Source organism: Bradyrhizobium sp. B097, assembly GCF_038957035.1.
Classification (GTDB): domain Bacteria; phylum Pseudomonadota; class Alphaproteobacteria; order Rhizobiales; family Xanthobacteraceae; genus Bradyrhizobium.
In genome coordinates this window covers 4,801,937-4,828,210 of the sequence record NZ_CP152412.1, presented here as the reverse complement: position 1 = coordinate 4,828,210, position 26,274 = coordinate 4,801,937, and the positions used below count along the sequence as shown (strand labels likewise).

The following is a 26,274-nucleotide window of genomic DNA, read 5'->3' as shown; positions in this document are numbered from 1 at the left end:
TCTGATCATGGACCGCTCAAAACTCTACCGGCGCTTCCGCACGCTTCTGATCGCCAACCGCGGCGAGATCGCCTGCCGCGTCATCCGCTCGGCGCGCGCCATGGGGCTGCGTACCGTCGCGGTCTACTCCGAGGCCGACCGCGACGCGATGCACGTCGCGCTCGCCGACGAGGCCGTGCTGCTCGGGCCCGCCCGGGCGCGCGACAGCTATCTCAACATCGAGCACGTCATCGCAGCCGCCCGCGCGATCGGCGCGGAAGCGGTGCATCCCGGCTACGGCTTCCTGTCGGAGAACGCCGAATTCGCACAAGCCTGCCTTGATGCTGGCCTGGTGTTCGTCGGCCCGACCGCCGGAATGATGACCGCGATGGGCTCCAAGTCTGGCTCGAAGGCCTTGATGGAGAAGGCCGGCGTGCCGCTGGTGCCCGGCTATCACGGCGAGGCGCAGGACGAGGCGATCCTGGCGGAGGCCGCCAACCGGATCGGCTTCCCGGTGCTGGTCAAGGCGTCGGCCGGTGGCGGCGGCCGCGGCATGCGCGTGGTCAATTCGGCGGGCGAGCTGTCGGCCGCGATCACCAGCGCCAAGCGCGAAGCGAAGGCGGCGTTCGGCGACGACCGCATGCTGATCGAGAAGTACGTGCAGAACCCGCGCCATATCGAGGTGCAGATCATCGGCGACAGCCACGGCAATCTGCTCTCGCTGTGGGAGCGCGAATGCACGCTGCAACGCCGGCACCAGAAGGTGATCGAGGAGGCGCCGTCGCCGACGCTGAACGCCGCGCAGCGCGACGCGGTGTGCGAAGCCGCGCGAAAAGCGGCCGGCGCGGTCAACTATGTCGGCGCCGGCACGATCGAGTTCGTCTCCGACGGCAGGGACGTGTTCTTCATCGAGATGAACACGCGCCTGCAGGTCGAGCATCCCGTCACCGAGCTGATCACCGGCGTCGATCTGGTCGAGTGGCAGCTGCGCGTTGCGTTCGGCGAGGCGCTGCCGCTGAAGCAGGACGAGATCAGGCTGAACGGACACGCCATCGAGGCGCGCGTCTACGCCGAAAACCCGCAGAAGAACTTCATGCCCTCGGTCGGCCGCATCATGACCTGGCGCACGCCGCCGGAAGGCGACGGCCTGCGCATCGATGCCGGCTATCGCAGCGGCGACAACGTCTCGCCGTACTACGACGCGATGCTTGCCAAGGTGATCGCCTGGGCGCCGACGCGCGAGGACGCGATCGAGAAGCTCAATCGCGGGCTGGAGCAAACCGACGTCCGCGGCATCGTCACCAACATCCCGTTCCTGTCGGCGCTGGTGACGCATCCGGAGACGCGCGCCAATGCGATCGATACCGGCTTCATCGAGCGCGAGCTGAAGAACCTGACATCAGGCACCGGTGCCGCCGGTGAATTCGAACTCTGCGCGGCGGTGGCCGCGATCGTCAACGATGAACAGAAAGCGGCGCGGCGCGAGGCGAACTCACCCTGGCAGGCGTTCGGCTGGATGCCGGTCGGCCGCCGTCAGCGGGTGTTCTCGTTCCGGCAGGGCCACGAGCCCGCTCACACCATTACGCTGCACTACGGCAACGGACCGTCGACGCTCTCGATCGGCGGGCGCGAGCTTGCGTTTGCCATCTCGTCGCCCCGCGAGGATGGCTTCGACCTGACGCTCGACGGCCTCAAGTCGCGCGTCGCATCGGTGATCGAGGGCCACGAGCTTTACTTGCGCACCCGCAACGGCCGTTTCGACCTGCACTGGGTCGATCCGTTCGGCGGCGAGAGCGAGGAGCAGGTCGGTGAGGACAAGATCGTGGCACCTCTGCCGGGCACCGTGGTCGCGCTGCTGGCCGAGGAGGGCGCGACGCTGGAGAAGGGCGCACCGATCCTCACCCTCGAAGTGATGAAGATGGAGCAGACCCTGCGCGCGCCCTATGCCGGCGTTTTGAAGAAGCTCAAATGCAAGGTCGGCGACATCGTCGGCGAGGGCGTCGAGCTTGCCGAAGTGGAGCCCACGGCCGCGTCATGAGCGATCAGATCCACATCGTCGAGATGGGGCCGCGCGACGGCCTGCAGAACGAGAAGACGCCGGTCAGCGTCGAGGCGCGCATCGCCTTCGTCGAGGCACTGGTGGCGGCGGGGCTTAACACCGTCGAGGTCGGCGCCTTCGTGTCGCCGAAGGCGATCCCGCAGATGGCAAGCTCCGACCAGGTGCTGCGCGGCGTCAGCCACATCAAGGACGCCGAATTCCACGTGCTGGTGCCGAACGAGAAGGGCTATGATGCCGCGCGCGCGGCCGGTGCCCAGGTCGTCTCGGTGTTCGCGGCGGCCTCCGAAGGCTTCTCGCGCGCCAACATCAATTGCTCGATCGCGGAATCGATCGAGCGCTTCAGGCCGGTGCTGGCGCGCGCCAAGGCCGATGGCGTCAAGGTGCGCGGCTATATCTCCTGCGTTCTCGGCTGCCCGTTCGACGGCGAGATCAAGCCGAAGGCGGTCGCCGACCTCGCCGTGACCTTGTGGGATCTCGGCTGCTACGAGATCTCGCTCGGCGACACCATCGGCGTCGGCACGCCGCTCAAGGCCAAACAGATGCTGCGCGCGGTCGGCGCCGAGCTTCCGGTCGCCAACCTCGCGATGCACTTCCATGACACCTACGGCCAGGCGCTGGCCAATCTCTATGCCGGCATGGAGGAGGGCGTGCGCGTCATCGATGCCGCCGCCGGCGGCCTTGGCGGCTGTCCCTATGCGCCCGGCGCCACCGGCAACGTCGCGACCGAGGACGTCGTCTACATGCTCGAGGGCATGGGCGTGAAAACCGGTGTCGACATGGAGAAGCTGCTGGCTGCGACCAACGAGGTCGCCGGTTTGCTCGGCCGTCCGCCGGTCAGCCGCGTCGCCTCCGCGCTGAACGCGAAACGGAAGCGGCTGAGCGGATCGTAGCGGCACGGTTCCAGGAACCGCAGGATGGAACCGGCCGGTTTCGCAGCGCACACCGCCTTCGTTCTCTGCTCCCGCTCAAAACCCCTCGAAAGCGTTCATGGCTTGGTGACTCAAACATGCTGAGGTGAGGGGGCTCGCAATTGCTCCAGGTGCCTCTCGCCATGTCCGGACAGGTGTCAGCTTCCCGCGGCCGAACGTTTTTGGCCGGAAAGATCGTCTTCAATTTCGGTCGGTCGGCCTTCGATTGCACGGTCCGGCAGCTCACCGATACGGGAGCGACCGTGGAACTCGAAAGTGTGGTTGGCATTCCCGACCAGGTCCAGCTGTTGATTGTCGGCACCAATCAGGTGAGGCCATGCAAACGGCTGTGGCAATCGGACCGCCAGCTCGGCCTGGTGTTTGAGGCGCAGCAGGCGGCTCCCGCGCCTGTTGCTGCCGTGCCTGCCGCCCCTGCGCCATCAGCCATTCCGGAGCGGCGCAGCGGCGAAATTCTGCGCGGGCACATGCTGGCGCTGCGCTCAGCGCTCGATCAGATCCCGGTTGGCATCCTGCTCCTGGGCGCGGAGCTGAAAGCCTTGTTCATCAACCGCGCGTTCCGGAACATGTGGCAGCTTCCGGACGCGGTGGCCGACCGCAATCCCACTTTCACCGATCTGATGCTTCACGGCTGCAAGACCATGGCCTATGAGCTGCCGGCTGAGCAGCTTCAAGCCTATGTTGCCGAACGGGTGCGCCTCGTGAGCGCGGGGGATGCAAATCCGATCGATCTCAGGCGCAGCAATGGCGATGTGGTTCGCTGTCAGTGCACGCCGCTGCCCGACGGCGGCCGGATGGTGAGCTACACGCCCGTGACCGACATCGTGCGCGCATCGGACAAGTTGAAGGTGCTGACCGGCGCTCTCGAGAACGTGGAGGACGGCGTCGTCCTGCTTGATTGCGATCTCAATGTGATTTTCCTCAACCGGAGAATGCGGGAATTCTGGGAGGTGAGCGAGGAGGAGGTGGCGCGGCATCCGGCATACGTCACGCTTCTCACGCGCGGCCGCCGGGCAGTCCCGACCGGCTCGACCCCGGAGCAAATCAAAGCCTTTCCGGCGAAGCGGATCGCCGAGATCAAGGCGGGCGATCACAAGCGCGACGTCCAGACGCCCGACGGCCGCAACATCAGGATCCATTGCTCGACGATGGCAAACGGCGGCCGGATGCTGACCTTTGTCGACGTGACCGATCTTGTCGGTAATGCGCGACAGCTCGAGGTGCTCGCGACCACCGATCCGCTCACCGGACTGTTCAACCGCAGGCAGTTCCTGACGACGTTGGACGCGGAGTGGAGCCGGTTCCAGCGCTACTATCGCTCCGTCTCCGTGCTGATGGTCGATATCGACTACTTCAAGAGCATCAATGACCGGCTCGGTCATGCGGCCGGTGACGAGGCCATCAAGGCCGTTGCCGGGATCTGCATTCGCGGCAAGCGCAAGTCCGACGTCGTTGGACGTGTCGGAGGCGAGGAGTTCGCGGTTCTGCTGCCGGAAACGACATTGTCGCGCGCTCGGACCGTCGCCGAGCGCATTCGCAAGAGGGCGGAAGGGTTGGCATTGGCGGCGGATGGTCGTCCCGTGCGACTGACTGTGAGCGTCGGCGTTGCCGAGGCTCTCACCAGCATGCCGGGGATCGACGCGCTGATGAAGGCCGCCGATGCCGCGCTCTACCAGGCCAAGGAGCACGGCCGGAATCGTGTCGAGTGCTGGGCGCCTCCGGCGCCACCGAAGCTTGCGGCCGAGTAGATTGCAGGAAGGGTGGAGCGACTCGTGCGCCGTAGCTCGAACAGCAAGGCGGAAGCGATAGCCATCCGACCGGCACCCAGCTTTCCCCGCGCCCTCTGCTCAAGAGAGGGCGACAATCAGTCCGCAACTCGAGCGAGTTCCGTCGCGAGACGGCAACTTCACGGCTATTTGGTCAGGTACGTGTCAGGTTCCCATAAGGAGCGATAATACATGGTTGCCCGGGAGCCACGATTGTTGCGTCGTCGCAACAGTGAATCGCCATTTAACCCTAAACACAGCCAGTCCGTAGTCGCGCCGCTTTTTAGCCACACCCTGACATGAAAGGATATTCACGTAGCTGAATAGCCAGCGCTCGCGACGACGGGACTTTTGATCGGTTCCGGCGTTGTTGGAGGAAACAGCGCTGGGAACAGGGTCGCGATGGACGCCAAGACGAACATCAAGGGCAGGCTGCCGAGCCGTCACGTGACGGAAGGGCCCCAGCGCGCACCGCATCGGTCCTATCTCTATGCGATGGGGCTGACGACAACCCAGATTCATCAACCGTTTGTCGGCGTTGCTTCATGTTGGAATGAAGCTGCCCCCTGCAACATCTCGCTGATGCGCCAGGCGCAGGCGGTGAAGAAGGGCGTGGCTTCGGCTGGCGGCACGCCGCGCGAGTTCTGCACGATCACCGTCACCGACGGCATCGCGATGGGCCATGACGGCATGCGCTCGTCGCTGCCGTCGCGCGAATGCATCGCCGATTCGGTCGAGCTCACCGTCCGCGGTCACTCCTATGATGCGCTGGTCGGGCTCGCCGGCTGCGACAAGTCGCTGCCGGGCATGATGATGGCGATGGTCCGTCTCAACGTGCCGTCGATCTTCATCTATGGCGGCTCGATTTTGCCCGGCAACTTCCGCGGGCAGCCGGTGACCGTGCAGGACATGTTCGAGGCGGTCGGCAAGCACTCGGTCGGCGCCATGTCGGACGAGGACCTCGACGAAATCGAGCGGGTGGCGTGCCCGTCGGCCGGTGCCTGCGGCGCCCAGTTCACCGCCAACACCATGGCGACCGTCTCCGAGGCGATCGGCCTCGCACTCCCGTATTCGGCCGGGGCTCCGGCGCCTTACGAGATCCGTGACGCCTTCTGCGCTGCCGCCGGCGAGAAGGTGATGGAGCTGATCGAGAAAAACATCCGGCCGCGCGACATCGTCACCCGGGAAGCCCTTGAAAATGCTGCGGCCGTGGTTGCAGCCTCAGGTGGTTCGACCAATGCTGCGCTGCACCTGCCGGCGATCGCCCATGAGTGCGGTATTAAATTCAATTTGTTCGACGTTGCCGAAATCTTCAAAAAGACTCCTTACGTCGCGGATTTGAAGCCGGGCGGCCGTTATGTTGCCAAAGACATGTTTGAAGTTGGCGGCATTCCGCTGCTGATGAAAACGCTGCTCGACAATGGCCACCTGCACGGGAATTGCCTGACCGTCACTGGCCGAACGATCGCCGAAAACCTCAAAAGCGTGAAATGGAATCCGCACCAGGACGTGGTGCGGCCCGCCGACAATCCGATCACCGTGACAGGTGGCGTTGTCGGACTGAAGGGTAATCTCGCTCCGGAGGGTGCGATCGTGAAGGTCGCGGGAATGTCCAACCTGAAGTTTACCGGTCCGGCCCGGTGCTTCGACCGCGAGGAAGACGCCTTCGAGGCGGTGCAGAAGCGCACCTACAAGGAAGGCGAAGTGATTGTGATCCGCTACGAGGGACCGAAGGGCGGTCCCGGGATGCGGGAGATGCTGGCGACCACGGCGGCGCTGACCGGGCAGGGGATGGGCGGCAAGATTGCCCTGATCACCGATGGCCGGTTCTCCGGCGCCACCCGTGGCTTCTGCATTGGACATATTGGACCTGAAGCGGCCGTCGGCGGGCCGATCGGGTTGTTGCAAGACGGCGACATCATCGAGATCGATGCGGTCGCCGGCACCCTTAACGTAAAATTGAGCGACGCCGAACTCGCAAATCGTAAGACCAAATGGGCCCCTCGCGCGACGAACCATACATCTGGTGCGCTGTGGAAGTACGCCGAGCAAGTGGGGCCGGCGGTGGATGGCGCAGTCACCCATCCGGGTGGCGCGTACGAGAAACAGTGTTATGCGGACGTTTAAGCGTGCGATATTTGCGTTTGCGTTAGGGGCCATTCCGGTGGCGGGCCCCGGATTCGGATTCGACGGCGCCCCGGTCAGCCCCCAGGATACCGTTCTTCCGGTGGTCGCTCCGCAGCCCGGCACGGCCGGTGCGCTGAAGCGGGCCACGACCCCGGTTGCCCCTGCGGCGACCTCGCCGACCTCCTCCTTCAGCACGTTGCAGTACCAGGCCGAGGGCGGTCACCCCGTCGCGCAGTGGAAGCTTGGCAAGATGTACGCCGAGGGCGATGGCGTCATCCAGGACGACATGCGCGCCTTCGAGTATTTCAGCCGGATCGCCAATGCGCATGCCGAGGATTCGCCGTCGGCGCCGCAGGCCTCGATCGTGGCCAACGCCTTCGTGGCGCTGGGCCGGTATTATCTGAGCGGCATTCCCAATTCCAAGGTGAAGGCGGACACCGAACGGGCGCGGGAGATGTTCTCCTATGCCGCGTCCTATTTCGGCAATGCCGACGCCCAGTACGACCTTGCCCGGCTTTACCTGAAGACGCCGGACGCCTCGCGGGACGATTTCCGCTATGGCGCACGCTGGCTCGGGCTTGCCGCCCAGAAGGGCCAGCATCAGGCGCAGGCGCTGCTCGGCCAGATGCTGTTCAACGGCGACCGGCTGCCGCCGCAGCGGGCCCGTGGCCTGATGTGGCTGACCCTGGCGCGCGACAGCGCGACGCCGGAAGAGGCCTGGATCAAGGAAAGCTACAACCGGGCGATCGCCAAGGCGTCCGAGGACGACCGCGCGATGGCGCTGCAGATGCTCGAGCACTGGGTGCAGGGTCGTCGCGATTAGAGGCCGCCGGGATTGATATCCCCCGCGGCCGGCGGGCTCAGGCGGTCGCGAAATCGAGATCGGCCCAGACCGGGACATGGTCGGACGGCTTCTCCCAGGCGCGGACATAGCTATCGATCCCGACGTCGATCAGCCGGTCGCTGGCCTGCGGTGACATCAGCAGATGGTCGATGCGCAGGCCCCAGTTCTTCTGCCAGGCGCCGGCCTGGTAGTCCCAGAACGTGTACTGGCCGGGCTCGTCATTGACCGCGCGCAGCGCATCGGTGAGGCCGAGGCCGAGCAGCGACTGGAAGGCCTCGCGGGTCGCAGGGCGGAACAGGGCATCGTCGGTCCAAGCGGCCGGATTGTAGACGTCGCGGGCCGCCGGAATGACGTTGAAGTCGCCGGCCAGGATCAGCGGCTCCTCGGCCTTAAGCCGTTCCCGCGTGTACTCAAGAAGCCGCGACATCCATTTGAGCTTGTACGGATATTTGTCGGTGTTGGCGGGGTTGCCGTTGGGCAGGTAGAGACACGCGACCCGCACCACGCCCTGCTTCAACGTGACGACACCTTCCAGGAAGCGGGCGTGGGCGTCCTCGTCGTCGCCGGCGAGGCCCGATTTGGTCTCGTCGAACGGCAGCTTGGACAGCAGCGCAACGCCGTTGAAGGTCTTCTGGCCGTGGGTGACGACGTTATACCCGAGCGCCTCGACCTCCAGCCGCGGAAACGCGTCGTCGACGCATTTGATCTCCTGCAGGCACACGATGTCGGGGGAACACTCCTTCAGCCAGGCGACCAGAAGTTCGATCCGTTGCCGGACCGAGTTGACGTTCCACGTAGCGATGCGCATGCAAGTGACCGGATTGAAGCCGCGGGATTTTACTTAGGCGGCATACCATGGCCGATCCGCCTGTGCTAACCCTCTCCGGAAACAAGGCGTAACAATTGCCGATGGGGGAGTTGCGAAGCGTCCCGGCCCTGAAGGGAAGCGGGCGGCGCACGTGCAAGACTTATGAAACAACGGAATTTGGTTCTGACTGTCGCTGTTCTCGGCATTGCGGCCGGGGCGGCTTACATGACCCGCGCTTCATGGATGGGTGGCGGTGCCGCCACCGCGCAGGGGACGCCGCGGCCGCGCGTGGTCTCGGTGGATCTCGCCAAGGCCGAACGCAAATCGGTGCCGGTGGATGTCGACGCGATCGGACAGGTCACGCCGATCTCCAGCGTGGCGCTGAAGTCGCGGCTGGAGACCACCATCGTCTCGGTGCATTTCGAGGACGGCGCACGGGTCAATGAGGGCGACCTGCTGTTCATGCTCGACGCGCGGCAGATCGATGCCCAGATCGAGCAGGCCGAGGGCGTGCTGGCCCGCGACCAGGCCCAGCTCGAGGGCGCGCAGCGCGACCTCCGCCGCTATACCGAACTCGTCGGCAAGGGCGCGACCACGCAGGTCAACCTCGACAACGCCAAGACCCAGTCCGACGTCCTGATAGGCACGATCAAGGCCGACCAGTTCGCGCTGGAGAACCTCCGCGTCCAGAAGAGCTACACCGTGATCCGCGCGCCGTTCGCAGGCCGGATCAGCGCCGCCAACGTCAAGGTCGGAAACTTCGTCCGCCCCGCCGACACCCTGCCGCTGGCCGTCATCAACCAGATGGCGCCGGTCTATGTCACCTTCGCCATTCCCCAGCGTGCGCTGGTCGATCTGCGCGACGCCATGGGGAAGGGCGATTCCAAGGTGATCGCGACCATTCCCGGCCATCAGCGTTCCGAGAGCGGCAAGGTCGCGATGGTCGAGAACGCCGTCGATGCGACCACCGGCATGGTCACGGTGCGCGGCATCATGAACAATGCCAGCGAGACGCTGTGGCCCGGCACCATCGTGCAGACCAAGCTGATCATCCGCAGCGAAGACGCGGTCGTGGTGCCGACGGTCGCGGTGCAGCGCAGCCAGAACGGCAATTTCGTTTTCGTCGTCCAGGACGGCGTCGCCAAGGTCCGGCCGGTCAAGGTCGATCGCACATTCCAGGGCTCATCGGTGATCTCTGACGGATTGGCGGGCGATGAAAGCATCGTCGTCGATGGCCAGCTGCTGCTGTCGGAGGGATCGCGGGTCGAGCTGCGGGCACGCAAGGCCGGAGCCTGACCGATGACGCTCTCCGAGCTCTGCATCCGCCGCCCGGTCATGACGACGCTGATCACGGCGTCGATCATCGCATTCGGCGTGTTCGGCTTCCGCCTGCTGCCGGTCTCGGCGCTGCCCAAGGTGGATTTCCCGACCATCGCGGTCACCGCGACGCTGCCGGGCGCCAGCGCCGACACCATGGCCGCCTCGGTCGCCGGCATCATCGAGCGCCAGCTCTCGACCATTGCCGGCATCTCCTCGATGAACTCGAACTCCTCGCAGGGCACGAGCGTCATCACCATCCAGTTCGACCTCAACCGCAACATCGATGCCGCCGCGCTCGACGTGCAGACGGCATTGACCATCGCCCAGCGCCGGCTGCCGATCGAGATGACGATTCCGCCGAGCTTCCGGAAGGTGAACCCGGCCGATTTCCCGGTGCTGTTCGTCTCGCTGGGGTCGGCGACGCTGCCGCTGTCGGCGGTCAACGAGTACGGCGACATCACGATCGGGCAGGCGCTGTCGCAGCTGCCGGGTGTCGCCCAGGTCTTGATCTACGGCGCGCAGAAGTTCGCGATCCGCGTCCAGGCCGACCCGGAGGCCGCGGCTGCCCGCAGCGTCTCGATGGAGGACATCCGCGCCGCGGTGTCGCGCGCCAATTCCTCGACTCCGGTCGGCACGTTGAACGGGCCCAAGCAGGACGTCGCGCTGCAGGCTTCCGGCCAGATGGACAAGGCGGCCGACTACCGCCAGATCTACGTCGCCTGGCGCAACGGCTCGCCGGTTCGCCTCGACGAGATCGCCAAGGTCTATGACAGCGTCGAGAACGACAAGATCGCGACCTGGATGAACGATGAGCGGGCGATCGTGCTCGCGATCCAGAAGCAGCCCGACGCCAACACCGTGGCCGTCGTCGATGCCGTGCTGGCGAAATTGCCGTCGCTGCGCGCTGCGATCCCGCCCTCCGTGACCATGCAGGTCATGATGGACCGCTCGGTCTCGATCCGGCAGGCGGTCAGCGACGTCGAGGAGACCCTGCTGATCGCGATCGCGCTGGTGATCCTCGTGATCTTCCTGTTCCTGCGCTCGGCGTCGGCGACCTTCATCCCGGCGCTCGCGGTGCCGATCTCGCTGTTCGGCACGTGCGCTGCGATGTACGCCCTGGACTACTCGATCAACAACATGACGCTGCTGGCGCTGACGCTCTCGGTCGGCTTCGTGGTCGACGACGCCATCGTCATGCTGGAGAACATCGTCCGCCACATCGAGCACGGCATGAAGCCGTTCGAGGCGGCGCTGAAGGGCGCCCGCGAGATCGGCTTCACCATCATCTCGATCACCTTTTCGCTGATCGCCGTGTTCATCCCGGTGCTGCTGATGGGCGGCATCGTCGGCCGCGTGTTCCGCGAATTCGCCGTCACGATCTCGGTCGCGATCATCGTCTCCGGCTTCGTGTCGCTGACCCTGACGCCGATGCTGTGTGCCCGGGTGCTGCGCGCCCATGATGCGACCAAGCGTCCGAACATCGTGCTGCGGGCGTTCGAGGCGATGTTCGAGGCCTGGCTACGCGCCTATGAATGGGCGCTGGACTGGGTGCTGGCCAAGAAAGCGCTGATGCTGCTGGTGACGCTCGCGACGCTCGGCGGCACCGTCTATCTCTACATGATCGTGCCGAAGGGCTTCTTCCCGCAGGAGGACACCGGCTTCCTGATCGGCGTGACGGAAGCTGCGACCGACACCTCGTTCGAGGCGATGAAGGTCCGCCAGCAGGCGCTGGTCGAGGTGATGCGGACCGATCCGGCGATCGATTACATCAATTCCACCGTCGGCTCGGGCGGTCCCAATCCAACCACCAACTATGGCCGCTTGTTCATCGCGCTGAAGCCGCAGAAGACCCGCGACAACGCCGCCGTGGTGATCGGCCGTCTCAGGCAGAAGGCGCGCGAGATCCCGGGCATGCAGGCGTTCTTCCAGAGCGTCCAGAACCTCAACATCGGCGGCCGCATCTCGAAGAGCCAGTATCAGTATGTAATGCAGAGCGGCGATACCGAGGCGCTGTACCGGCTGGCGCCGGAGATGCGCGACAAGATCGAGAAGATTCCGGGCCTGCTCGACGTCACCACCGACCTCTACATCAAGAACCCGCAGATGACGGTCGACATCGACCGCGAGAAGGCGGCGGTCTACGGCGTCACCGTCGATCAGGTGCGCAACCAGCTCTACAACGCCTACGGTTCGCGGCAGGTCGGCACCATCTACATGCCGTCGAACGACTACCAGATCATCCTGGAGGTGCAGCCGCAGTTCCGCGTCGATCCGTCCGATCTGTCGAAGCTCTACATGAAGACCGCGAACGGCCAGACCATTCCCTTGGATGCGGTCGCGAAGCTGGTGCCGACGGTCGGACCGTTGCAGATCAACCATCAGGGCCAGCAGCCGGCGGTGACGATCTCGTTCAATCTCGCGCCCGGCAATTCGCTCGGCTATGCCGTCGACAAGATCACCGAGCTCGAGCAGACCGCGAATTTGCCGCCGACGATCGCGACCGGATTTTCCGGCACCGCGCAGGTGTTCCAGGATTCGCTGCGCGGGCAGGGCGTGCTGATCCTCGCCGCCGTGTTCGCGGCCTTCGTGATCCTCGGCATTCTCTACGAGAGCTTCATCCACCCGATCACCATCATCTCGGGCCTGCCGTCGGCAGGAATCGGCGCGATCCTGACGCTGATGCTGTTCGGGATGGAGCTGTCGGTGATTGCGATGATCGGGATCGTGATGCTGGTCGGCATCGTCAAGAAGAACGCGATCATGATGGTCGACTTCGCGCTGGAGCGCCGCCGCGTCGGCCTCAGCGCCGAGCACGCGATCCGCGAGGCGGCGCTGCTGCGCTTCCGCCCGATCATGATGACGACGTTCGCGGCGATCTTCGGCACGCTGCCGATCGCGCTCGGCGCGGGCGCCGGCGCCGAACTGCGTCAGCCGCTCGGCGTCGCGGTGGTCGGCGGCCTCTGCGTGTCGCAGCTGCTGACGCTGTTCATCACGCCTGTGATCTACATCTATCTCGACCGCATCGACCGCAGGCTGCGCCGCAAGCTCGATCCGCAGGCGGAGGCGGGCGGCGACGTCGAGCGCCCGCAGGTGGTCGCGGCCGAATAAGGTAGCGTCTCCGGCGAACCGGTCACCGGTTCGCGCGGAGCAGCCGCGTCGGGCAAGGAAGCGTTAGATCGAGAAGCTGGTGCCGCAGCCGCAGGAGGCGGTGGCGTTCGGATTGACGACGCGGAACGAGGCGCCGATCAGGTCGTCGACGAAGTCGACTTCCGAGCCCGCGAGGAACGGGACCGAGGCGGGGTCGATCAGCACCACCGCGCTGTCGCGCTCGATCACGAGGTCGTCATCCGCCTGGGTGCGCTCGACGTCGAATTTGTACTGGAAACCGGAGCAGCCGCCGCCCTCGACGGAAATGCGCAGCTTGGCGCCGTCGCCTTCCTTGCTGAGGATCTGCCCGATCCGGCGGGCGGCCCGTTCGCTGACGGTGATGGCAGCAGTCATGGTCGGTCTCCGAAACCCAATCTGCGCACGATCTGATCGGATCATGCCCGGCGTCATGCCCAATTCATTTGGTCGGCCGCCTCAGTCATAGTTAAGTGCGTCGGACCATGGAATCAAATGGATAAGGACTAAAATACCGTGTCGGTCGGAATGGCTGCCCCCCGCGCGCCTTATGCCTGCGACCCCGACCGCAGCCGCGGCCGGCTGGTCGTGGAGCCGCCGAGCCGGACCCGCAGCCCGTTCAGGCGCGATTGTGACCGGGTGATCCATTCGACCGCGTTCCGCCGCCTCAAGCACAAGACCCAGGTCTTCGTCTTCCATGAGGGCGATCACTATCGCACCAGGCTGACCCATTCGCTGGAGGTCGCCCAGATCGCCCGCGCGCTGGCGCGCCAGCTCGGGGTCGACGAGGATCTGACCGAGACGCTGGCCCTGGCGCACGACCTCGGCCATCCGCCGTTCGGGCATGCCGGGGAGCGGGCGCTCGACGACTGCCTCAAGGGTGATGGCGGCTTCGACCACAATGCGCAGGCGCTACGGGTCGTGACCTCGCTGGAGCATCGCTACCCCGAATTCGGCGGGCTGAACCTGACCTGGGAATCGCTTGAAGGAATCGTCAAGCACAACGGCCCGCTGACCGAACGCAACGGCGCGCCCACCGGCCGCTACCTCGACAGCGGCCTTCCGATCGGGATCGCCGACTACAACCAGACCTACGACCTCGAGCTCTGGAGCTATGCCTCGCTCGAGGCGCAGATCGCGGCCTTCGCCGACGACATCGCCTATGACGCCCATGATATCGACGACGGCCTGCGCGCCGGCCTGTTTGCGGTCGACGACCTCAAGGAGATGCCGCTGACATCAGCGATCATCGCCGAGATCGATCGCCATTATCCCGGGCTCGACGAGGTCCGCCGCGGTGCCGAACTGGTGCGTGAGCTGATCTCACATTTCATCAGCGCTGTCTTCAACGAGGCGACCCGGCGGCTTGCGGTCGCGCAGCCGCAATCGGCCCAGGATGTGCGCCACCACAGCGCGCCGCTGATCGCGTTTCCGCCCGAGGTGGCCGAGCAGGAGGCGGCGATCAAGGCGTTCCTGTTCCGGCGGATGTATCGCCACCGGCGGGTGATGCTGGTCATGCGGGAGGCGGAGCAGGTGGTGCGCAATCTCTATGAGCGCTACCGGCAATCGCCAGGCGACCTGCCGGCGGAATGGATCGAGGGAAGCGTGCAGGAGACCGGCAGCGCGCGGAACAGGCGGATCGGCAATTTCATTGCCGGAATGACCGACCGTTTCGCCCTGATCGAGCACCAAAGGCTTTTTGACTCGACCCCGGATTTGCGTTAGCGCCCTGCCATGGCCGACACCCCTGCGACACCACACCTTTTTGCTGACATGCTGGCGCGCGTGCACGCGATCTGTGCCGCTGTCGCTGCCGAGGATAACTGGCCCGCGGGCATCGATCTGTCCCGCGTCGTGGTCGAGCCGCCGCGCGATGCCAGCCATGGCGATATGGCGACCAATGCCGCGATGGTGCTCGCCAAGGAGGCCAAGGCCATGCCGCGCGAGCTCGCCGACAAGATCGCCGAGCGGCTGCGTGCCGACGCGCTGGTGGCGTCCGTGGATGTCGCCGGGCCCGGCTTCATCAACCTGACCTTGAAGCCGCAGGTCTGGGCGGACGCGCTGCGCGCCGTGCTGGGCGCCGGCTCGGCCTATGGACGCAGCGACATCGGCAAGGCCGAGAAGGTCAATGTCGAATACGTCTCGGCCAACCCGACCGGGCCGATGCATGTCGGCCACTGCCGCGGCGCCGTGTTCGGCGACGCACTGTGCGGCCTGCTGCAATTCGCGGGATTCGACGTCTGCCGCGAATATTACATCAACGACGCCGGCGCCCAGGTCGACGTGCTCGCGCGCTCGGCGTTCCTGCGTTACCGCGAGGCGCTCGGCCAGGACATCGGCGCGATCCCGGAAGGCCTTTATCCGGGCGACTACCTCGTGCCGGTCGGCGCGGCGCTCGCAAAGGAATATAGCGAGAAGCTGCTCGACATGACCGAAGCCGCGTGGCTGCCGATCGTGCGCGACAAGGCGATTGCCATGATGATGGAAATGATCAAGGTCGATCTCGCCGCGCTCAACATCCATCACGATGTGTTCTTCTCCGAGCGCTCGCTGATCACGTCCGGTAACAACAAGGTCGCCGAGACGATCGATTTCCTGCGCGCCAAGGGCGACATCTACGAGGGCCGCCTGCCGCCGCCGAAGGGCAAGCCGGTCGAGGATTATGAAGACCGCGAGCAGTCGCTGTTCCGCGCCACCGCCTACGGCGACGACGTCGATCGTCCGCTGATCAAGTCGGACGGCTCATACACCTATTTCGCGTCCGACATTGCCAACCACCGCAACAAGTTCGAGCGCGGCTTCACCAACCTGATCGACGTGTTCGGCGCCGACCACGGCGGCTACATCAAGCGGATGCAGGCGGCGGTGAAGGCGGTGACCGCCGGCAAAGCCACGCTCGACGTCAAGATCGTGCAGCTCGTCAAGCTGCTGCGTGACGGCGAGCCGGTGAAGATGTCGAAACGCTCCGGCGAATTCGTCACGCTGCGCGAAGTGGTCGACGAGGTCGGCTCGGACGCGGTCCGGTTCATGATGCTGTTCCGCAAGAACGACGCGGTGCTCGATTTCGACCTCGCCAAGGTGATCGAGCAGTCAAAGGACAACGCCGTCTTCTACGTCCAGTACGGTCACGCCCGCGGCCATTCGATCTTCCGCAATGCGCGGGAGGAGGCGGTTCCCGATCTGCCCGAGACCGACGAGGCCCGACTGGCCTATCTGCGGAACGCTGCGGTTGAGCGGCTGACCGATCCGGCCGAGCTCAACCTGCTCAAGCAGCTTGCGCTCTATCCGCGGATGATCGAAGCTGCCGCGGTGGCCCACGAGCCGCACCGAATCGCTTTTTATCTATATGATTTGGCCAGTGAATTTCATGCGCTGTGGACCAAGGGGCGCGATTTGCCCTATTTACGCTTCATTATCAATAATGATGCAGAGATCACGAGGGCGCGACTGGCAATGGTTCAGGGCGTCGTCTCGGTTCTGGCATCGGGCTTAGCTGTTCTAGGCGTCCACGCTCCAACCGAGATGCGGTAGGCAGGGGCATTAGGCCCTCACGAGTGGGGATTTGTGAGGGCATCTGGCAGGGGCCAACTCGTTCGGACCGGCTGTGCCGGCGATCTTGGCGCTGTCCCGAAGGGGATGCATCATCACGATGGCTGATCGATATCAGGACCGACATTTTTCCACCGACGCGGCACCCAAGGCCGAGACCGATCCGCTCGCCGAGCTGGCCCGGCTGATCGGCCAGACGGATCCATTCGGCTCCGCGAACAAGCCGCCGCCGCGTCCGCTGCAGTCGCGCGCCAATGCGCGGCCGCAACAATATGATCCGCAGGCCGAGGACGAGGATGCGCCGCCCGCGGGCCCGCCGCCTTGGATGCAGCGCGCGCGGCAGGAGACCGTCGCTCCGCCGCCCGTGCAGCACACCGAGTACGAAGAGCCCGAACAGGACTACCAGCCGAAGCCGGTGCATCCGTTGCATCGCTATGCGGCCCAGCAGGCGCAGCCGCCTGCGCCCGAACCGGTCGCAACCTATCGGCCGGTCGAGCCTCCGCGGCAGCCTGAGGCCTTTGACGACGAGCCGACCTATCAGAGTGGCGATCAGGGCCACGATCCGTCGCGCTATGACGATGCGCTTTACGGTCAGCTGGAAGCCGGCGAACAGGATCTGCAGCGCGATCCATCCTACCCGGACGATCCCTATGCGTATGAGGCCGACGAGGAAGAGCCTGAACCGCGCCGGCGGAGCAGCGGCCTGATGACGGTCGCCGCGGTGCTCGCGCTTGGCGTGTTCGGCGTCGGTGGCGCGTACGCCTACCGGACCTATGTCGGCTCGCCCCGCAGCGGTGAGCCGCCGATCATCAAGGCCGACAACACGCCGACCAAGGTGATCCCGGCCCAGGCCGATGCGCCGGCCAAGACGCCGGATCGCATGGCAGCGGGTGACGGCACCGAGAAGATCGTGTCGCGTGAAGAGACCCCGGTCGACGTCAATTCGAAGACCGCCGGACCGCGCGTCGTGTTTCCGCCGCTGAACGCGAATGCGAATCCGCCGCCGGCATCAACCGTGCAGACGGCGCAGCCCGCGCCGGCGCCGATCACCGCAAACGGGACGCTGCCGAACAACGAGCCGCGCAGGGTTCGCACGCTCGCCGTCAAGGGCGATTCGCCCGATGGCGCGCAGGCCGCGGCCGCCGTGCCGGGCAAGCCTGCGGCCGCTGCGAAGCCTCCGGTGTCGCGCGGCAACCCGGCCGCAGCCAATGCTAGCGTGAACGCGCCAATGTCGCTGGTTCCCGGACAGGCTGACGCAGCCACGGCCCCGGCCGCGCCTCCGACCCGAGTGGCGTCGACCACGACCGCTTCTGTCGGCGGTGGCGGATATCTGGTCCAGGTATCGTCGCAGAAGAACGAGGCGGACGCGCAATCGTCCTATCGGACGCTGCAGGGCAAGTATCGCAACGTGCTCGGTTCGCAGCCTTTGGTAGTGAAACGCGTCGATCTCGGCGAGAAGGGCGTCTATTACCGCGCCTTTGCCGGCCCGTTCGCGTCGTCGGAAGAGGCGAACCAACTGTGCCGGAGCCTGATGTCGGCTGGTGGGCCGCAGTGCCTCATCCAAAGAAATTAAAGGCCGTTTCCTTGACCCGTGAGCTGCATACGGCCTAATCGGCCGAATGACGAACCGCGCATTCATCACGGGCGTAGCCGGGCTGATCCTCAACGACGCTGAACGCGAATTCATTCGCGCCGAGCGGCCATGGGGTTTCATCCTGTTCAAGCGCAACATCGAGAGTCCTGCCCAAGTGGCCGCTCTTGTTGGGGAACTCAGGTCGGCGGCTGGCATGGCCGATGCGCCGGTCCTGATCGACCAAGAGGGCGGGCGGGTGCAGCGGCTCGGACCGCCGCACTGGCCGGTCTATCCGCCCGGCGCGAGCTTCAGCGCGCTCTACGACATCGACCCGAAGCTCAGCCTGACGGCGGCCCGGCTCAGCTCGCGGCTGATTGCGGCCGACCTGATCGATCTCGGAATTACCGTCGATTGCCTGCCGTTGGCCGACGTTCCGGTGGCAGGCGCAGATGCGGTGATCGGCAATCGGGCCTATGGAACCGAGCCGGACAAGGTCGCGGCGATCGCCCGTGCGGTCACGGACGGGCTGGAACAGGGCGGCGTGCTGCCGGTTCTCAAGCATATTCCCGGCCATGGCCGCGCCACCGCGGACAGCCATTTCCGGCTTCCGACGGTCGATACCGCGAGAGACGAGCTGGAACGGACCGATTTTGCCGCGTTCCAGCCACTGGCGGACCTGCCGATGGCGATGACTGCGCATGTTGTGTTTAGCGCGCTGGACCCCGTCCATCCGGCGACGACTTCTGCGACAATCATCGAACAGGTGATTCGCGGCCTGATCGGGTTCCAGGGTTTGTTGATGAGTGATGACGTGTCGATGAATGCGCTGGCCGGATCAATTGCCGAACGGACCCGCGCCATCGTCAACGCCGGTTGCGACATGGTTCTGCACTGCAACGGCAATATCGACGAAATGCGCGAGGTCGCGCGGGAGACGCCGGAACTGACCGGCAAGGCGCTTGAGCGGGCCAAGGCGACGCTCGCCGCGCGGAAACAGCCTGAGCCACTCGACCGGCAGGCGGTGCGGGCTGAACTGGATGCGTTGTTGGATCGGGTAGGGACGGCATGACCGCTGAAATTCTATCGTTTGAGACCGGGCGGCCGGCCGACCTCGCCGAGGGCGAACCGACGCTGGTGGTCGACGTCGAGGGCTATGAGGGCCCGCTCGACCTGCTGTTGACGCTGGCGCGGCAGCAGAAGGTCGACCTGTCGAAGATTTCGATTCTTGCGCTCGCCGACCAATATCTGTCGTTCATCGAGGCCGCGCGCAAAATCCGCCTCGAGCTTGCCGCCGACTATCTGGTGATGGCGGCCTGGCTTGCCTTCCTGAAGTCGCGGCTCTTGCTGCCCGAACCGCCGAGCGCGGAGGGGCCGAGCGCCGAGGAAATGGCGACCGCGCTTGCCAACCGGCTGCGCCGTCTGGAAGCGATCCGCGAGGCGGCGAACCGGCTGATGAACCGGCCGCAGTTCCAGCGAGATATCTTTCCGCGCGGCAATCCGGAATCGATCGCCGAGATCAAGCATCCGAAGTTCACCGCGACCTTGTACGACCTGCTGTCGGCCTATGCCACGCAGCGCGCGTCGCGCGTGCTGACCTCTGTGCATCTGGCGAAGCGGACGGTGTGGTCGCTGGCGGAAGCGCGCGCCTCGCTGGAGCGGCTGGTCGGCCTCGCCGAGGACTGGAGCTGCCTCGACGAGTACCTGATGAACTACGTCGCCGATCCCAAGCAGAAGGCCACGGTGTTCGCATCGAGCTTCGCTGCTGCCCTCGAACTGGTTCGCGAGGGCGAGATGGAAATCAACCAGAAGCAGGCGTTCGCGCCGATCTATTTCCGAAAGCGTCAAGCGCAGGCCGCAATGGCTGCGCCGGACCTGTCGGTTGAGTAAGTGGAAGAGGGAGAGCAAGCCCATGGCAAGCTTGGCGGAAGTGCGCAGAGACGAGCCCGAGGAGGAGGTTTCTCCTATGGATCATCCGGTAGCGCGTCCTGAGGAATTGCGGCTCCTTGAAGCCCTGTTGTTCGCATCGGCCGAGCCGATCGATCAGGCAACGCTGGCAAAGCGGATGCCCGACGGCGTCGATATCAAGGTGGCGCTCGCACAGTTGCAGGCGGAATATGCGCCGCGCGGCGTCAACCTGGTTCGGGTCGCCAACAAGTGGACGTTCCGCACCGCCGGCGATCTGTCGTGGCTGATGACGCGCGAGAGCACCGAGACCCGGAAGCTGTCGCGTGCAGCGATCGAGGTGCTGTCGATCGTCGCCTATCACCAGCCGGTGACCCGCGCCGAGATCGAAGAGATTCGCGGCGTGGTCACCTCGAAGGGAACGATCGACGTGCTGCTGGAGACGGGCTGGATCCGTCCGCGCGGCCGCCGCAAGACGCCGGGCCGTCCGTTGACCTTCGGAACCACCGATGCCTTCCTGTCGCAGTTCAGCCTGGAAGCGCTCGGTGACCTGCCGGGACTCGAGGAGCTGAAGGGCACCGGTCTGCTCGACTCGCGCCTGCCGACCGGCTTTTCCGTTCCCTCGCCATCGGATGATGCGACGTTGCGCGAGGACGAGGAGCCGCTCGAGCCCGGCGACACGCTGGAACTGCTGCTCGCGCCGGCGGTCGAGCCGGAAGCCGAGGAACCGAAGACCGAGAGTGAAGCGGTTGCCGAGGTCGAGGCTGCCGAGGTTGGGACTGCCGAGGTCGAAACGACAGCCGAGGCCGAAACCGACCTCGGAGCGGAAGCTGCCGCCGAGGTGGACGCGGCCGAAGCTGACGTGGCCGAACCTGACGCTGATGAGCCGGACGAGCGCATCGACGACGAGGGCGCCGAGGAGAAGGGCGAATAGCCCGGAATATTCCCGGTTAAGCCTAGCAATATTACGTAGCCGCGACAGCGATTTGCCGCGGCCGAGGTCCTTGTTTTTGACACCCCGCGGGCCTAACTTCCGGCAAAGTTCAGGCCGGTCCGCCGGCCATTTCTGGAGGGTTGCAGGATGGGTTCGCTTAGCATTTGGCACTGGATCGTCGTGATCGCAGTGGTCCTGCTGCTGTTCGGACGCGGCAAGATTTCGGACCTGATGGGTGACGTCGCCCAAGGTATCAAGGCCTTCAAGAAAGGCATGCAGGACGACGACAAGGTCGCGGACAAGCCGGAGTCCACCAAGGCGATCGACCACAATGCGGCGCCGTCGGCCGCGCGCCAGGATGTCGGCAGCAAGGCCGTCTAACGCGCTTGTACTGACGCATATTTCGACGTTTTTCTTTGCGCGAAACGGTGACGCCGTCGCTCGGAAGCGCTATGGACGCCGATTGAGAAAAGGCGCCGGCAGCCCCACATCCAATGGGGCCGATGGCGGCGCGCTTAGGCGGAACAATTCATGTTCGATATCGGGTGGAGTGAACTGGTCGTCATCGCGGTCGTCGCGCTGATCGCCATCGGCCCGAAAGAGCTGCCGGGCGTGCTGCGCATGGTCGGGCAATGGATGGGCAAGGCCCGGAAAATGGCCTCTGAATTCCAGGGCCAGTTCCAGGAAGCCATGCGCGAGGCCGAGATGGCCGACATCAAGAAGAGTTTTGACGAGGTCAGGGAAGCCGCAACCGGCATCGCCAGCGGCAACATCATGACCTCGCTGCAGAAGGATGTCAGTGACGCTCTGCAGATCGACAAGCCGGTCGATGCGCAGGTCGCCTCCGCAATCGACGCGCCGGTGACGTCAAGCGACGCACCGGTGACACCCACTACACCTGCAGCACCGACACCTGAAACTTTCGTCGAGGCCGAGACACACGCTACCGCCGGCGAGCCGCTCGCGATCACCGGCGAGGTGAAGCCCGAGCCGGTGCCTGCGCAGGACGAGACACCGCCACAGCCTGACGTGCTCAAGGACGCGAGGGCGTCATGAGCGCCGAAGATATCGAGGCCAGCAAGGCCCCCTTGATGGATCATCTGATCGAGCTGCGCTCGCGGCTGATCAAGGCGCTGCTCGGCTTCGGCGTGGCCTTCATCATCTGCTTCTTCTTCGCCAAGCAGATATTCAACGTCCTGGTCTGGCCCTTCATCTGGGTGGCAGGGCCGGAAAATTCCAAATTCATCTATACCGCGCTGCTGGAATATTTTCTGACGCAGCTCAAGCTCGCGCTGTTCGGCGCCGGCTTCATCTCGTTTCCGATCGTCGCGACGCAGATCTACAAGTTCGTGGCGCCCGGGCTCTACAAGCATGAGCGCAACGCGTTCCTGCCTTATCTGATCGCGACGCCGGTGTTCTTCGTGCTTGGCGCGATGATGGTCTATTTCGTGGTCTTCCCGATGCTGACCCGCTTTTCGCTCGGCATGCAGCAGTCGGCGGGCTCGGAGACGGCGCAGATCCAGTTGCTGCCCAAGGTCGGCGAATATCTCTCGCTGATGATGTCGCTGATCTTCGCCTTCGGCATCGCGTTCCAGCTGCCGGTGATCCTGACGCTGCTCGGCCGCATCGGCATCGTCACCTCGAAGATGCTGAAGGAGAAGCGGCGCTATTTCATCGTGATCGCCTTCATCATCGCCGCCGTGCTGACGCCGCCCGATGTGCTGAGCCAGGCCTCGCTCGCGATCCCGCTGCTCTTGCTCTACGAGGGCGCCATCATCGCGGTCGGGATCGTGGAGAAGAAGGCCACGACCTCGAGCGCGCCGTCGGCGACCAATCCGGCCGAGTAGGGTGATTTCGTCACAGATCCGGGCGTCATACCCCGCGAAAGCAGGGTATCCGGTACGCCGCGGCTTCCCGGCGACACACTGATGTTTCCGGAATACTGGATCGCCCGCCTTCGCGGGCGATGACACTTGTGCTAGTTGAGGCACGCCGCAAACGTTGACATGCAACGTTATCTTGAAGCGCGACGTTAGGACTCCCCGCCATGCACGATATCAAAGCGATCCGCGACAACCCGACAGCCTTCGACGCCGGCCTGAAGCGCCGCGGACTTGGGGCGCTGTCGCCGTCGCTGCTGGCGATCGACGAGAAGCGGCGTGCTGCGATCCTGGCGTCGGAGCAGGCCCAGGCGCGGCGCAATGCGGCCTCGAAGGAGATCGGCGACGCCAAGAAGGCAAAGGACGAGGCGCGCGCGGCCAAGCTAATGGCCGAGGTCGCCGAGCTGAAGACCACGATGCCGGAGCTCGAGGCCGCGGCGAAATCGTTTGACGACGAGCTGACGAAAGAGCTGTCGTCCATTCCAAACTTGCCGCTCGACGAGGTGCCCGACGGCACCGACGAGCACGGCAACGTCCAGCACCATGTGTTCGGCAAGAAGCGCGATTACGGCTTTGCGCCGAAGCTGCATGATGATCTCGGCACCGCGCTCGGCTTTATGGATTTCGAGGCGGCGGCGAAATTGTCCGGCGCGCGCTTCGTGGTGCTGAAGAAGGGATTGGCACGGCTCGAGCGCGCGATCGGGCAGTTCATGCTCGATTTGCACACCAGCGAGCACGGCTATGCCGAGATCAATCCGCCGCTGCTGGTGCGCGACGCCGTGATGTTCGGCACCGGCCAGTTGCCGAAATTCGAGGACGATCAGTTCTGGGCGATCAAGGGCGAATTGCTGTCGACGCCGAATGCCGATCTGCGCAGCGAGCGCCTCGGCCTGATTCCGACTGCGGAAGTTTCGCTGACCAACCTCGCGCGCGAATCCATCCTCGACGAAAAGGAGCTGCCGATGCGGCTCACCGCGCTGACGCCGTGCTTCCGCGCCGAGGCCGGCGCGGCCGGCCGCGACACGCGCGGCATGATCCGCCAGCACCAGTTCACCAAGGTCGAGCTGGTGTCGATCACGACGCCGGAAGCCAGCAAGGATGAGCTCGAGCGCATGCTGTCCTGCGCCGAGCAGGTGCTGCAAAAGCTCGATTTGCACTACCGCGTGATGACGCTGTGTGCCGGCGACATGGGCTTCTCCGCGCAGAAGACCTACGACATCGAGGTCTGGATGCCGGGGCAAGGCGATGGCGGCGCCTATCGCGAGATCTCGAGCTGCTCGGTGTGCGGTGATTTCCAGGCGCGTCGCATGGACGCGCGCTATCGCGGTCCCGACGGCAAGCCGCGCTTCGTGCACACGCTGAACGGCTCCGGCACGGCGGTCGGGCGCGCCTTGATCGCCGTGATGGAGACCTACCAGCAGCAGGACGGTTCGATCGCGGTGCCCGATGTGCTGCAGCCCTATATGGGCGGGCTCAAGGTCATCGAGCACGGCATGTGAGGCGAGGGCCAGTGTGATGCCGCTGCACCGTGACATCCACTGGCTTGGTCGACAATGGGCCGTCACGGGCCACGGTCTGCAGCTGATCAATCAGAAGCAGATGGGCTATTACGACATCGAGGCCGCGCGCCTGTGGGACGCGCGCGTGACCGAGGTGCAAACGAAGGCCTGGATCGACCGGCCGGACTTCGACAAGGCGCTGGATCTCGCGCGCGCAAGGTTCATCGAATTGGCGCCGGCCGATTGGTCACCAGCGGCCGCGCCGCCACCGCCACCTCCGGTCCGCGCGACGCCGCCGGCCGTGCCGCGGGCTCCGCTTGACGCGGAATCGGTGCCCTCGATCGAGGAGCTGCTGGCTAGGCTGAAATCGAAATCGGTTGCGGCCGCGCCCGTCGCAAAGCCGGCCGAGGGGGCGCCCGCACCGCCGCTCAAACCCGAACCGCGCAGACTCGAAACGCCCAAGCCTGATGTGCCGAAGCTTGAGCCTCGCAAGGTTGAACCCGTCAGATCCGAGCTCCCCAAAGGGGAGCTTCCGAAGGCTCCGAGGCCGGAGCTTCTCCAGGCGGTTTCGGCTCCCGAGCTGCTCAAGCCTGAATCCCGGAAGGTCGAAGCCCCGAGGGCTGAGGCCGCGAAGCCGGTGCCGCTCAGGCCGGACGCACTCACGTCTGCATCTGGCAAGATCGAACCCACCGGGGCTGAGGTCTCCAAAGCGGAGCTTCGCCAGACTGCGCCGGTCGAGCCGCGCAGGCCCGAAGCTCGGAGGAGTGAACCGCCCAAGGTTGAATCGTCCAGGGCCCAAGCTCCCAAGCCTGAAGCTCCCAAGCCGGAAGCTGCCAAGGTCGAACCCGCCAAAGCTGAACCTGCGAAGACTGAGCCCCTCAAGTCCGAAGCTCCCAAGTCCGAAGTGCGTCAGGCGGCGCCGGCCCAAAAACTCGAGGCAGTGCCGCTGGCGTCCATTGTTGCGGTTGTTCGGCGGCCAGCCCGACCGGCCTGGCCGGTGTTCGACCGCAAGATCGCCGGCAGCGGTAGATTCGTGCATCCGTGGCGCGTCACGTCGGCACGATGGCACGGGCCGGGTTTGCCTCCGCGGCCCTAGCCGGTTAAGACGGCAATCAACTCAAGACACCGCAACTCAAGAAACCGCAATTCAAGAAATCCGTGTCGTATCGGAACAAGAGGCACTTTGACGGATGCGAATTCTCTGCACCAACGATGACGGCATCCACGCCCCCGGCCTGCAGGTCGTCGAGCAGATCGCACGCTCATTGTCCGACGACGTCTGGATCGTCGCCCCCGAGCTCGACCAGTCCGGCGTCTCGCATTCGCTCTCGCTCAACGACCCGCTGCGTCTGCGCGAAGTCAGCCCGCGTCACTTCGCGGTGCGCGGCACGCCGACCGATTGCGTCATCATGGGTGCGCGCCACATCCTTGGAGACAAGCTGCCCGATCTCGTGCTGAGCGGCGTCAACAAGGGCCGCAACGTCGCCGAGGACGTGGTCTATTCCGGCACCATCGCCGGCGCGCTGGAAGGCACCATCCTGGGCTTTCCGTCATTTGCGCTGTCGCAGGAGTTCTCGATCGAGACGCGCAACGCGCCGCTGTGGGAGACCGCGCTGAAATTCGGACCCGACATCATCCGTAAGGTGATCGGCGCAGGTGTCCCCCGGAACACCGTCATCAATGTCAACTTCCCGTCCTGCATGCCCGACGACGTCAAGGGCATCCGGATCACACGGCAGGGCAAGCGCAATCAGGGTTTCCTGAAGATCGATCGCCGTCACGACGGACGCGGCAATCCGTATTTCTGGATCGGCTTCGAGCGCGCGGCGATGATGGATGCGCCGGCCGAAGGCACCGATCTTGCCGCGCTTGCCGCGCGCTACGTCTCGGTGACGCCGCTGCGGCTCGACCGCACCGATGAAGCGTTTTCGGAAGCGCTGACCGCGACGTTGAAGTGATCCCGTGAGATCTGTAGCCCGGATGAA

21 protein-coding genes are annotated in these 26,274 nt (G+C 65.1%); 19 read left to right on the top strand and 2 right to left on the bottom strand.

The features are described from left to right. Positions 1 to 7: 7 nt before the first annotated feature. From AAFG07_RS22750 to AAFG07_RS22730, 5 genes are all read left to right on the top strand, one after another. Positions 8 to 2,017: an acetyl/propionyl/methylcrotonyl-CoA carboxylase subunit alpha gene (locus AAFG07_RS22750; RefSeq protein WP_342722123.1), complete on the top strand. Its 2,010-nt coding sequence runs from the start codon at positions 8 to 10 to the stop codon at positions 2,015 to 2,017. Then, positions 2,014 to 2,928 (top strand): hydroxymethylglutaryl-CoA lyase, encoded by a 915-nt coding sequence (locus AAFG07_RS22745; RefSeq protein ID WP_342722122.1) that lies wholly within the window; start codon positions 2,014 to 2,016, stop codon positions 2,926 to 2,928. The genes AAFG07_RS22750 and AAFG07_RS22745 overlap by 4 nt, the downstream gene beginning before the upstream one ends. Positions 2,929 to 3,209: 281 nt before the next feature. Then, entirely contained in the window at positions 3,210 to 4,712 is a 1,503-nt protein-coding gene (locus tag AAFG07_RS22740) for a diguanylate cyclase (protein WP_342722121.1), read from the top strand. Between the two features lie 420 nt (positions 4,713 to 5,132). Continuing rightward, the gene (ilvD, locus tag AAFG07_RS22735) at positions 5,133 to 6,857 is read left to right on the top strand and encodes a dihydroxy-acid dehydratase (protein ID WP_342722120.1); all 1,725 of its coding nucleotides are present in this window, start codon (positions 5,133 to 5,135) and stop codon (positions 6,855 to 6,857) included. Then, positions 6,844 to 7,680 (top strand): tetratricopeptide repeat protein, encoded by an 837-nt coding sequence (locus AAFG07_RS22730; RefSeq protein WP_342722119.1) that lies wholly within the window; start codon positions 6,844 to 6,846, stop codon positions 7,678 to 7,680. The genes ilvD and AAFG07_RS22730 overlap by 14 nt, the downstream gene beginning before the upstream one ends. 37 nt (positions 7,681 to 7,717) lie before the next feature. On the opposite strand, the gene xth is transcribed toward AAFG07_RS22730, so the two are convergent. Further along, positions 7,718 to 8,509, bottom strand: a complete 792-nt coding sequence (gene xth / locus AAFG07_RS22725; RefSeq protein ID WP_342722118.1) for an exodeoxyribonuclease III — start codon at positions 8,507 to 8,509, stop codon at positions 7,718 to 7,720. Between the two features lie 162 nt (positions 8,510 to 8,671). Between xth and AAFG07_RS22720 the strand changes: the two genes are divergently transcribed. Both AAFG07_RS22720 and AAFG07_RS22715 read left to right on the top strand, forming a co-directional pair. Continuing rightward, a complete protein-coding gene (locus tag AAFG07_RS22720; protein WP_342722117.1) occupies positions 8,672 to 9,805 on the top strand; it encodes an efflux RND transporter periplasmic adaptor subunit in 1,134 nt (377 codons plus the stop codon). A 3-nt stretch (positions 9,806 to 9,808) separates the two neighbouring features. Beyond that, positions 9,809 to 12,937 (top strand): efflux RND transporter permease subunit, encoded by a 3,129-nt coding sequence (locus tag AAFG07_RS22715; protein WP_342722116.1) that lies wholly within the window; start codon positions 9,809 to 9,811, stop codon positions 12,935 to 12,937. Positions 12,938 to 13,000: 63 nt separating this feature from the next. On the opposite strand, the gene erpA is transcribed toward AAFG07_RS22715, so the two are convergent. Beyond that, entirely contained in the window at positions 13,001 to 13,330 is a 330-nt protein-coding gene (gene erpA, locus AAFG07_RS22710) for an iron-sulfur cluster insertion protein ErpA (protein WP_021081206.1), read from the bottom strand. Positions 13,331 to 13,468: 138 nt separating this feature from the next. Here erpA and AAFG07_RS22705 point away from each other — a divergent pair, with 138 nt between their 5' ends. The 12 genes from AAFG07_RS22705 to surE all read left to right on the top strand — a co-directional run bounded on the left by AAFG07_RS22705 (position 13,469) and on the right by surE (position 26,247). Further along, the gene (locus AAFG07_RS22705; protein WP_342722115.1) at positions 13,469 to 14,677 is read left to right on the top strand and encodes a deoxyguanosinetriphosphate triphosphohydrolase; all 1,209 of its coding nucleotides are present in this window, start codon (positions 13,469 to 13,471) and stop codon (positions 14,675 to 14,677) included. Positions 14,678 to 14,686: 9 nt separating this feature from the next. Next, positions 14,687 to 16,483 (top strand): arginine--tRNA ligase, encoded by a 1,797-nt coding sequence (gene argS / locus AAFG07_RS22700; RefSeq protein ID WP_342722114.1) that lies wholly within the window; start codon positions 14,687 to 14,689, stop codon positions 16,481 to 16,483. Positions 16,484 to 16,601: 118 nt separating this feature from the next. Next, positions 16,602 to 18,074, top strand: a complete 1,473-nt coding sequence (locus tag AAFG07_RS22695; RefSeq protein WP_342722113.1) for an SPOR domain-containing protein — start codon at positions 16,602 to 16,604, stop codon at positions 18,072 to 18,074. Positions 18,075 to 18,120: 46 nt separating this feature from the next. After that, on the top strand, positions 18,121 to 19,143 hold the full coding sequence (gene nagZ / locus AAFG07_RS22690) for a beta-N-acetylhexosaminidase (protein WP_342722112.1): 1,023 nt from the start codon (positions 18,121 to 18,123) through the stop codon (positions 19,141 to 19,143). Further along, on the top strand, positions 19,140 to 19,961 hold the full coding sequence (locus tag AAFG07_RS22685) for a ScpA family protein (protein WP_342722111.1): 822 nt from the start codon (positions 19,140 to 19,142) through the stop codon (positions 19,959 to 19,961). Before nagZ ends, AAFG07_RS22685 begins: the two co-directional genes overlap by 4 nt. A 76-nt stretch (positions 19,962 to 20,037) precedes the next feature. Next, positions 20,038 to 20,910 (top strand): SMC-Scp complex subunit ScpB, encoded by an 873-nt coding sequence (gene scpB, locus AAFG07_RS22680; protein ID WP_342722110.1) that lies wholly within the window; start codon positions 20,038 to 20,040, stop codon positions 20,908 to 20,910. A gap of 147 nt (positions 20,911 to 21,057) precedes the next feature. Next, on the top strand, positions 21,058 to 21,291 hold the full coding sequence (locus AAFG07_RS22675; RefSeq protein ID WP_050400528.1) for a twin-arginine translocase TatA/TatE family subunit: 234 nt from the start codon (positions 21,058 to 21,060) through the stop codon (positions 21,289 to 21,291). A 150-nt stretch (positions 21,292 to 21,441) separates the two neighbouring features. Then, positions 21,442 to 21,966, top strand: a complete 525-nt coding sequence (gene tatB / locus AAFG07_RS22670) for a Sec-independent protein translocase protein TatB (protein ID WP_342722109.1) — start codon at positions 21,442 to 21,444, stop codon at positions 21,964 to 21,966. Continuing rightward, positions 21,963 to 22,757 carry a twin-arginine translocase subunit TatC gene (gene tatC, locus AAFG07_RS22665; RefSeq protein WP_342722108.1) on the top strand — a complete coding sequence of 265 codons (795 nt, stop codon included), beginning with the start codon at positions 21,963 to 21,965 and terminating at the stop codon, positions 22,755 to 22,757. Before tatB ends, tatC begins: the two co-directional genes overlap by 4 nt. Before the next feature lie 200 nt (positions 22,758 to 22,957). Then, positions 22,958 to 24,289, top strand: a complete 1,332-nt coding sequence (gene serS / locus AAFG07_RS22660) for a serine--tRNA ligase (protein WP_342722107.1) — start codon at positions 22,958 to 22,960, stop codon at positions 24,287 to 24,289. A 16-nt stretch (positions 24,290 to 24,305) separates the two neighbouring features. Beyond that, on the top strand, positions 24,306 to 25,385 hold the full coding sequence (locus AAFG07_RS22655) for a hypothetical protein (protein WP_342722106.1): 1,080 nt from the start codon (positions 24,306 to 24,308) through the stop codon (positions 25,383 to 25,385). Positions 25,386 to 25,479: 94 nt separating this feature from the next. Continuing rightward, complete coding sequence (surE, locus tag AAFG07_RS22650) at positions 25,480 to 26,247, top strand: 5'/3'-nucleotidase SurE (RefSeq protein WP_092113995.1); 768 nt, start codon at positions 25,480 to 25,482, stop codon at positions 26,245 to 26,247. Positions 26,248 to 26,274 lie beyond the last annotated feature (27 nt).